Source organism: Hyphomonas sp. UBA3601, from assembly GCF_002375605.1.
Lineage (GTDB): Bacteria > Pseudomonadota > Alphaproteobacteria > Caulobacterales > Hyphomonadaceae > Hyphomonas.
On the sequence record NZ_DFME01000111.1, the window covers coordinates 1 to 9335 of the forward strand.

The following is a 9335-nucleotide window of genomic DNA, read 5'->3' on the forward strand; positions in this document are numbered from 1 at the left end:
GACCGGGCCGAGAAAGGCCTGCAGTTCCAGAACATCCTGTGGGAAACGGTCGGCGCTGGTCGGGTCACGCCGCAGGGCGCGGAGGGTCATCTGGTCCGTGCCGGGGGCGCGGCCAAGGCCGAGGTCGATGCGGCCCGGATAGAGCGCCTCCAGCGTGCCGAACTGTTCGGCGATGATATAGGGCGCGTGATTGGGCAGCATGATGCCGCCAGCGCCCACGCGGAGGGTCTTCGTGCCAGCCGCAATGTGCGAAACGACGAGCGAGGTGGCCGCCGTCGTGACGGCTTTCATATTGTGGTGCTCGGCGACCCAGAGCCGCTTGTAGCCCCATGTCTCGGCGTGCTGGCCGAGGCGTCGGGCATCGTTCAGCGCGTCGGCGCGGGTAAAGCCCTCGCGCACGCGTCCGAGTTCCAGGATCGAAAGTTCAGCCACATCAAGGCCCCTTGCATTGCATCCCTGAGACATGGGGACCGCGCCGCCAAAGCCAAGCCCGGCTTGCGCAGCGGAAGGGTGGAGTTGGTCGGAATCGGGCGGTTTCGGTGTTGCCTCGCCTTTCCATCCAAAATAGCCTGAACGCAGTTATTGGGGAGATCCTGTATGAGAGTATTGGTCCTCGCCGTTCTGGCGGCATGGCTCGGCTTTGGCTTCAACACGGCCAGCGCCGAGGTCACCCATCCGCCGCTGGAAGCCTATGGCGACCTGCCCTCAATCCGGTACATGGCCCTGTCTCCGGATGGATCGATCGTTGCCTTTGCCGAGCGCCGGGAACGGGCGGACTATCTGGTCACGTTTGACTTCGCGACGCGACAGAAGACCTATCACGTGAAGATCGACGACGTTGCCACGCGTGACATCTGGTTCGCCGATGAGGAGAACATCGTCATCCTTGCTTCGGAAACGAAGTTCGTGATCGGGTTTCGGGGGGAGTTTGAATATTCGGGCGCTTTCTCTTTCAGTCTGAAGACTAAGAAACTGACATTCCTGTTGAGGGGTACGGACAACATCTATCCTGCCCAGGGCCGTCTTGGGCGGATTGTCGGTGACGATGCCGACCCCGGCTACATCTTCATGCCGGCTTATGTCGGAGATCGCTATTCTCATCCGAATTACAGCCTGCTGCGCGTCAATTTGAAGACCGGCAAAGGAAGACGGTTCAAGAGCGGTGTCGACAATACGGTTGATTGGTTCGTGGACGAGGATGGGACGGTACTTGCGCGGGAGGACTATAATAACACCACGGATACCTACAGGGTTTATACCTATGTGAACGGGAAGCGTGAGCTCATCTATGAACTCGAAACATCGCAACTTCCCCCCGGTGTCACGGGTATCAAGGCTGACCGGTCCGCCTTGCTGTTTTCCGACGGTAGTGATGCCGATGATTCCGGAAACGTTTATGAGCTCGATTTCTCGGGGCATTTGACGCCTGCATCGCTCGGCGGGAAGGGCGGTACGATCGAGCGGATCATCAAGGATGGGAACCGGTTCGTTCTCGGTGTCGAATATTCCGGCGCAGTGCCCTCGTACAAGTTTTATGATCCGGATGTGGACGCGGCCGTCTCGGGCATGGTGAGCCAGTTTTCCACGGCCTCCGTAAATCTCGTATCCTGGACCGATGACTGGTCGAAGCTACTCTACCTGATCTATGGCAGCGACACGCCCGGCAGTTATGTCCTGCAGGATCGGGAAACCGGCCAAATGATGCTCGTCGCGGATGAGCGTGACAACATACCCCCCAGACGCCATCGGCCAGATGGTTTCTGTCAATTATAAAGCCCGGGATGGGCTCAACATTCCGTCGATCCTGACCTGGCCGGCAGGCGTGGATATTGAAACGGCCAGCAAGCTGCCTCTGGTCGTGATGCCACATGGTGGACCAGAATCGTATGACGCGGTGGGGTTCGATTGGATGGCGCAGTATTTCGCCAATCGGGGCTACCTCGTGCTTCAGCCGAATTTCCGGGGGTCGTCAGGCTACGGAACTGAGCACCGGATTCTCGGCAAGGGGGAGTGGGGCGGCAAGATGCAGGATGACATCACTGATGGCGTGCAGACGCTGGTGGAGCAGGGCCTGGCAGACCCGACACGTGTCTGCATTGTCGGGGCCAGCTATGGCGGCTATGCGGCGCTCGCGGGCGGTGCGTTCACACCTGACCTGTACAAATGCGTCGTGGCGATTGCACCCGTGTCGGACATTCGACCCCTCCTCGTGGATGTGAAGTGGGATAATGGGCGCAAGCATTGGGCGCTGGACTACTGGCAGGAAAACATAGGCGATCTTGATGAAGAGCGCGAGAAGCTGGATGCTATCTCGCCAGCCAGAGCCGCAGACAAGTTCACGGCACCCGTACTGTTGATCCATGGCAATGACGACACCGTCGTGCCGATCAAGCAGAGCGAGATCATGGAACGGGCTCTCGAAAAAGCCGGCAAGGATGTGACCTTCCTCGAACTGGAAGGTGAGGATCACTGGATGTCGGATGGCGATACGCGAATTGACGCATTACGCGCTATGGCGACATTCATAGACCAGCATATCGGCGCTGAAGCCGAGTAGGGGCGCCTAGAACCCAACCGGCGCGGGCAGGCCCGTGCTCGACAGGCAGATCGCCTTGAAGCGGCTGCCCATGTCTTTCGGGTCGATCAGCCGCTGGGCATTGTTGAAGATCGCGTCGGCATGGTCGGGATTGGCCTCGACCAGCTGGTTGAGCCGTGCCTGTGCCCCGAGCCCCATCAGGAACATGCCCTGCGGTGTCGGCCCGGCCACATCCAGTCCCATGCGCGCGGCAAGCCGTTTCAGGCGTCCGAAATCCACGTCCACGGTCAAATCGGTTTCGCCGGGGCGGGCGAGGGGGGAGACCTGCTCGCCCTGGCTGAAGGCGCGGAGGCTGTCGCCCGGCGTCGCATCGGCGGGGCCGTAGTCAATGAACAGCGCGCGCATCGGCGCGGGGCGGGTGAGGAGGTCTGCAATCAACAGGTCGAAGCCGATCTGGACCTCGACCGCCTCTGACGTTTCGGCGGCGCCATCGGGCGCGCGCTGCTCGTCGGCGGCAAGACCGAAGGCCAGCGCTCCGTCCGCATCCAGCCCGACCACGCATTCGCGCCACTGGCCATCCGCCTTGCGGAACTGGCGGGCGGGCAGGCAGTCGAGATATTCATTCGCGACCAAGATCATCGGCCCGGCGGGCACATTGCCGAGCGTGTCGGCAAAAGACGGCGTATAATCGCTGAGACGCTCTGCCTGCACCTTGCGCAATTCCGGGCTCGGCTCGACGAGGGTGAGTTTGGCGGCATCGGCAAATTCGCGGCCGCCCGCGACATAGGCGAGGCGCAGCGCATCCGCCATCAGCGTGCCGCGACCGGGACCAATCTCGACCAGATGAAACGAGTCCGGCGCGCCCATGGCCCGCCATTCATTCACGACCCACAGGCCGATCAGTTCGCCGAAGACCTGGCTGACTTCCGGCGCCGTGATGAAATCAGTGCCAAGGCCGGGGCGCGTGGCATAATAGCCTTGGGCCGAGTCATGCAGGGCAAGCTGCATATAGGTCGAAACCGGGATGGGGCCGCCGGTCTCGATCAGGCGGATGATGCGATCCTTGAGGGTCATGGGCAGATCAGTCCGCGGCTACAGGCTTTGTCTTCAGCGCATTCCAGACCAGCCAGGCGCCGCCGATCCACATCGGGATGGAGAGCAGCTGGCCCATCGTGATCCAGTCCGGCAGGCCCTCGACGAAACTGTCGGGCAGGCGGAAATTCTCCACGATGGTACGGCCGGTCGCATAGATCAGCAGGAACAGGCCGGCGATAAGGCCGGGCCGCTTCAGCGCACCAAAGCGCCAGATCAGGATCGATCCCACAATCAGCGGTAACCAACCCTCCAGCACGCTTTCATATAGCTGGCTGGGGTGGCGGGCGGTCTCGAAGTCTGTATAGGCCCATTCGCCTGTATCCCAATTATAGGCCGGCGGCGTCGAGCCGCGCACATAACCTTCCGGGAACACCATGCCGATGGGCGCATCCGTGTGGCGACCATAGAGTTCGGCGTTCACGAAATTGGCGAGACGGACGAGGCCGATGCCAATAGGCGCGACGACGCCGGCAATATCGCCAATCGAGAGCAGAGACACTTTGCGACGGCGCGCGAACAGGATAAGCGCGATGGTAACGCCCAGAATGCCGCCATGAAATGCCATGCCCCCATCCCAGATCTTGAAAATGGTCAGCGGGTTCGCCGCGATCACGTCGAACTGGTAGGGCACCATGTAGAACAGGACATAGCCGAACCGTCCGCCGAGAATGATGCCGACAATGATCCAGAACATGATGTCGTCGAGCTGGTCCTTGGTCAGCGGGCTGGTGCCGCCAAACAGGCGCGGACGCCGGATCATCGCGCTGGCATACCACCAGGCAAGCGCGATTCCGGCCATGTAGCCGAGCGCGTACCAGCGCAAATGGAAGGTGCCGAGGCCAAGAAAGCCGAGATCAATGGAGACCAGCGCCGGACTGACATCCGGGAAGGTCAGCGCCGCAGCGGGCAGGAGGGTTGCAGCGAAGCTCATCATATCCAGCATGCAGCGTCTTTTCCCTGTATGGATAAGGACCTATCTGTTAGGGGACCGAGAACTTGTCCGCCCGATGCCGCGAAGGAGTAGCCGCATGGCCACAACAAATCCACTGCTAGATGACATTGCAGGTCTGATGACCGGCGCAATGGGTGCTGCACGGGCCGCAAGCGAAGAGGCGAAGACCGCAGCCCAGGCCCGCGTGAAGGGCCTGATCGCCGATATGGACCTGGCGGGCCGCGACGAAGTCGAGGCACTGAAGACGCTCGCCACGGCGGCGCTGGAGCGTGTCGAAGCGCTGGAAGCGCGTGTGGCAGAGCTCGAAACGGCCGCAAAATCCAAATAGCGCAACCCACAGACTTTATATGCCTACCTGTTGTTCGGGGTGGACGCAGACCCTGCGCCGCGTTTCAACGGGGATGGCCATTGGGCACGAATCCTGTGTCCATGACTTCAGAAAGAAGGGGAGACTTTCATGAGCCTTGATCTTTCACGCGAAGAATTCGAAGGGATCGATCCGCTCGATCGCGTCGAAGAGGCCCTCGAAATCGCCGGGTGGCAACACGAACGCGACGAAGAAGGCACTATTCAGGCTGTGGCTGAGACCCGTTGGGGTGATATGGGCGCGCTGTTTGCGTTTCGCCCTGAGCCAGCCGCGATCCATTTTTCCGTCACCCTCGACATCAAGCCGATTGCTGACAAACGCCGTCAGCTGTCCGAACTGATCATCATGGCCAATGAGCGCCTCTGGCTCGGCCACTTTGATTACTGGGCAGACGAAGGTGTGGTCATTTTCCGATATACCTTTTCCATGATGGATCGGGATGAAGCCTCGCTGGGCGAGCTCCGTTCGACCATCGCGGCGGCCGTCAGCGCCGTTGACCGGTTTGTGCCTGCGTTCAACTTCCTGATCTGGGCTGGCAAGAGCCCACGCGAAGCGATGGATGCGGTCATGTTCGAAACCCACGGCGAAGCCTGAGACCCGGCGCGTGGCGGCGGCACAGTCAATTGTCCTGATCGGGGCAGGCCGCATGGGCGGCGCACTGGCGTCCGGTTGGCTGTCGGGGCGATCCAAGCCTAGTATTTCCATCGTCGCGCCGCGCCCGACCCCGCAAGTGCAAGAGTGGGCTGAAGCCGGCCGCATCACGCTCAACCCGGACCCGTCGCCTGCGCGCATCGTCGTTCTGGGTATCAAGCCCCAGCAATTCACGCGCGCTGCTGAAAGCATCAAGCAATACATCGATGAGAGAACATTGGTGATCTCTGTCATGGGCGGGATCAAGCTGAGCCAGCTCGAAGACCGCCTCGGCACACCGCATGTGATCCGCGCCATGCCGAACACGCCGGGGTCCGTCGGCAAGGGCGTCACGCTGCTGTCGGCGGCCTCGTCGCTGGGCTCTGTGGATATTGAAACCGCCCGCAAGCTGCTCACACCGCTCGGGCTTGTCGAAGGGCCAATGGACGAGAAGACGATGGTTGCCGCGACTGGCATTTCAGGATGCGGCCCGGCCTATGTCTTCCTGCTTGCTGAGGTGATGACCGAAGCCGGAGAGGCCGAAGGCGTGCCAAAGGACATGGCGGCGCGCCTTGCCATCGAGACGATCATCGGCGCGGCGGCCCTGATGGAACAATCTGGCCAGACTCCAAATGCGCTCAGAAAAATGGTCACTTCCCCCGGCGGCATCACCCAGGCCGCTCTTGACATCCTTATGGATGACGGTGGGATGCCTATATTGCTGAGGAAAGCCCTGCGCGCTGCTGTGACCCGCGACCGGGAGCTTTCCAGAGAGCCGGATTAGAGGACAGTTACCGATGACGACGCAGGCAGGCATATTGGAAAAGGGCCTGCTCGCCGCACTGGAACTTGCCGACGAGACGCCCTGGGCCGATCTGACACTGTCGGCCATTGCGGAGGCCGCAGATACCAGTCTTTCCGAATTTCATGGCCTTGCCGGCAAGGATGATCTTGCCGCACATGCCGACCCCTATTTCGACAAGGCCATGTCGGAAGAGGGCGTGTCGCATGATGAAAGCCCGCGGGAACGCCTGTTCGACGTCATCATGCTGCGGTTCGAGGCAATGGAAGCGCACCGTGCCGGTCTCCTTTCGCTGATGAAGTATCGCGACCATACGCCGTCGCTCTTGCTCTCGCTTCCACTCGCCCGAAAGCGCAGCGCCGACTGGGCGCTTGTCTCAGCCGGGCTCGACAATCGCTCCGGCGCGCCGGTGGGGCTCAAATCCGTCGCAATTGGTTATGTGATCGACACAGCTGAACGCGCCTGGCGCAAGGAAACAAGCGGCGATTTCGCGCTGACCATGGCCGCGCTCGACAAGGGCCTGCGCGACGCCGAAGACCGGATGGAGCAGCTTCAGCGCTTCACCGGCTGGGGAAAAAAGAAAACACGGCAGGACAACACTGCCGACGAGGAAACGAAACCGGAGGAAACATGAATGAGTCGACCAGGCCTCGACGCAGACCCGCTCTCATTGGGAGCGGATTGGTTCAATGCGCTATTTGGAGAGATCGGTATTGACGCCGAGGTTGCTGGCCTCACCGCAAAATCCATCGGCACCGGACAGATCGGCGAGAATGTCCGCTTTGTTTTCGACTATGCGCGCAAGGGGCCGAATGCTCCGGCGACACTGGTAGGCAAGTTTCCGTCTGACAGCCCGGAAAGCCTGATGACTGCCAAGCTGCTCGGCCATTATGAGCGGGAAGTAAAATTCTATCGAACTTTTCCGAAAGTGGCCGGCGTGATTACACCCGCGGCATTTTACACAGATTATGACCCGGACACGAACCGGTTCGCGCTGATCATGGAAGACATGGCGCCGTCAGAGCAGGGCGACCAACTTCAGGGGTGTAGCGTTGCCGAGGCCGAGCGTGCCTTGTCGGCAGCGGCTGTGTTGCATGCCGCGTACTGGAATGATCCTTCGCTTGATACGCACGCCTGGTTGCAGGGCAGTGACCTTGCGCCGCCACCCGCGCTGACACCGGAAGCAGTGAGTGGGCTCTGGCATGGATTCAAGGATCGGTATGGTGAACGGCTGGAGGCTGACGACATCCTTGTGGGCGATGCCTATGCGGCCGCGTTGCCAGCCTGGAGTGAGGGTTATGACGGCCCGCACGCGCTTACGCACAATGATTTCCGGCTCGACAACATGTTGTTCGGCGCGGACGCGGCACCCAAGCCACTGGCCGTTGTAGACTGGCAAACAGCTGGCAAGGGCGCGCCAGCTGGCGATGTCGCATACTTTATCGGCGCCGGCCTGACGCGCGAAGACCGGCCAAAGCACGAGCAGGCATTGCTGCGCTTCTATCATGCGCGGCTGACCGAGCAGGGTATTTCCGACTATTCGTTCGAGGCGCTCTACGATCATTATCGCTGGTTCAGCTTTTACGGCATGTCGGTCGCTTTCGGGGCCGCGATGCTGGTGAAACAGACGGACCGCGGAGACGAGATGTTCCTCACCATGCTGCGCCGTCACGCAGCGCAGGCACGCGACAATGATGCGCTGGCATTGCTGCCGTAATCCAGGCGAAAGTTATACTTTCTGTAATGAATCCAGCCGATTCCCACAATTTGTCCCGGCCCGGTACAGCTTTCCAAACATTCCTCTAACCGGGGGAGTAAAACTGACCGGGTCGCTTACGCCTCGGCTTAAACCCCACCCTGTATGTTGATTTCCATGGCGCCCGGAGAAGCCGGGCAGTCCTGTCATAGCAACTAGAATGGTGTGGACATGGAACAGCACAATGCACGTAACATCAGCGTCCCCGGCCCGGATGGCCAGATGCTGACTCTGGCGGATCTTCCGTCACCTAACATTTCGCGTTGGGTTACGCGTCGCAAAGCTGAAGTCGTTGCAGCAGTCTCCGGGGGGCTCCTGTCCCGCAAGGCTGCTTGCGATCGCTACAGCCTGAGCGAAGAAGAGTTCGAGACGTGGGAGAAGCTTTATTCCCGTCACGGAACCAAGGGACTGCGGACCACACGTTTGCAGCAATACCGCCGCTAGGACGCGTCACGGTTAACGGACTCCTCTCCGTTAAACACAAATTTAAATGCCAGCGCCTATCACTGGTCCTGAATGCCGGAAGTTTACCCGGCAACAGGAGTGGCGAATGGACCATAAGCTCGCAAAATTCCAAGGCAGCGCGATGCTCTCCACACGAGCAGTCGCGCTGTTTGCGCTTGTCATTGCTGGCGTGCTGGGCAGCTGGCGTGCCAGCGACCTGTTCACCCAGCCCGTTGAATCCTGGGTGCCTGGATCAGCCATTGAAACTTCCCTGATGGGTATTCTTGAGCCGGTGGCTGGCACGGGAAATATCCGCCTTTCCGTGTCCGGCGATGGTCGCTCAGGCCGATCGGTCCTCATCCTGCTGGCGTCAGATGCGAGCGAGACCGCACCAACCCTGCAACGTCTTGCAAGTTCCGCCATTCTCCTGTCGCCTGAAACCGGCGATCAGTTGATCATCGAACAGGCTGACTTCGCGCGCGGTGTTGCCGGTCGTCCGGATGCAACTGGCTGGACTGAGCTTGGCCTGTACGCATTGCTTTGCGGTTTGTTGGCATGGGTTGGTTTTCGTGCCCCGCTTGATGCGGCTCCCGCGGCGACGAGTACCGGCGCGCCAGCTGACCGAAAGTCGACCCGCATCGAATCTGCCGACATCATTCCGGTGTCCAAACCACGCCCGGTCCGCCAGCCGGACCCGGACGCCGCATCCCTTGTGCGCAAGGACCCCGCGCGCACCGCATCGATCCTGCGCAG

12 protein-coding genes are annotated in these 9335 nt (G+C 60.7%); 9 read left to right on the forward strand and 3 right to left on the reverse strand.

What is annotated here, in order from left to right; all coding sequences use genetic code 11:
* The coding region (locus tag B4F73_RS11360; protein ID WP_290483299.1) for an MsnO8 family LLM class oxidoreductase at positions 1–432 on the reverse strand (432 nt) is incomplete at its 3' end.
* 165 nt (positions 433–597) lie between these two features.
* Between B4F73_RS11360 and B4F73_RS11365 the strand changes: the two genes are divergently transcribed.
* Positions 598–1773: a hypothetical protein gene (locus B4F73_RS11365; protein ID WP_290483300.1), complete on the forward strand. Its 1176-nt coding sequence runs from the start codon at positions 598–600 to the stop codon at positions 1771–1773.
* A complete protein-coding gene (locus tag B4F73_RS11370) occupies positions 1715–2557 on the forward strand; it encodes an alpha/beta hydrolase family protein (RefSeq protein WP_290483301.1) in 843 nt (280 codons plus the stop codon). Before B4F73_RS11365 ends, B4F73_RS11370 begins: the two co-directional genes overlap by 59 nt.
* Before the next feature lie 6 nt (positions 2558–2563).
* Here the strand turns inward: B4F73_RS11370 and B4F73_RS11375 are convergent, their stop codons facing one another.
* Both B4F73_RS11375 and lgt read right to left on the reverse strand, forming a co-directional pair.
* On the reverse strand, positions 2564–3610 hold the full coding sequence (locus B4F73_RS11375; RefSeq protein ID WP_290479887.1) for a class I SAM-dependent methyltransferase: 1047 nt from the start codon (positions 3608–3610) through the stop codon (positions 2564–2566).
* Between the two features lie 7 nt (positions 3611–3617).
* Positions 3618–4574 carry a prolipoprotein diacylglyceryl transferase gene (gene lgt, locus B4F73_RS11380; protein WP_242517383.1) on the reverse strand — a complete coding sequence of 319 codons (957 nt, stop codon included), beginning with the start codon at positions 4572–4574 and terminating at the stop codon, positions 3618–3620.
* Positions 4575–4659: 85 nt separating this feature from the next.
* Here lgt and B4F73_RS11385 point away from each other — a divergent pair, with 85 nt between their 5' ends.
* The 7 genes from B4F73_RS11385 to B4F73_RS11415 all read left to right on the forward strand — a co-directional run.
* A complete protein-coding gene (locus tag B4F73_RS11385) occupies positions 4660–4911 on the forward strand; it encodes an accessory factor UbiK family protein (RefSeq protein WP_206991251.1) in 252 nt (83 codons plus the stop codon).
* A 129-nt stretch (positions 4912–5040) separates the two neighbouring features.
* The gene (locus B4F73_RS11390) at positions 5041–5544 is read left to right on the forward strand and encodes a YbjN domain-containing protein (protein ID WP_034810645.1); all 504 of its coding nucleotides are present in this window, start codon (positions 5041–5043) and stop codon (positions 5542–5544) included.
* A 10-nt stretch (positions 5545–5554) separates the two neighbouring features.
* Positions 5555–6364, forward strand: a complete 810-nt coding sequence (gene proC / locus B4F73_RS11395) for a pyrroline-5-carboxylate reductase (protein WP_290479886.1) — start codon at positions 5555–5557, stop codon at positions 6362–6364.
* A 13-nt stretch (positions 6365–6377) separates the two neighbouring features.
* On the forward strand, positions 6378–7016 hold the full coding sequence (locus B4F73_RS11400) for a hypothetical protein (RefSeq protein WP_290479885.1): 639 nt from the start codon (positions 6378–6380) through the stop codon (positions 7014–7016).
* A complete protein-coding gene (locus B4F73_RS11405; RefSeq protein WP_051607420.1) occupies positions 7017–8099 on the forward strand; it encodes a phosphotransferase in 1083 nt (360 codons plus the stop codon).
* A gap of 210 nt (positions 8100–8309) precedes the next feature.
* A complete protein-coding gene (locus B4F73_RS11410) occupies positions 8310–8582 on the forward strand; it encodes a DUF1153 domain-containing protein (protein WP_206991248.1) in 273 nt (90 codons plus the stop codon).
* Between the two features lie 106 nt (positions 8583–8688).
* Positions 8689–9335, forward strand: a 647-nt coding sequence (locus tag B4F73_RS11415; protein WP_290483302.1) for a hypothetical protein, incomplete at its 3' end; no start/stop codon positions are given.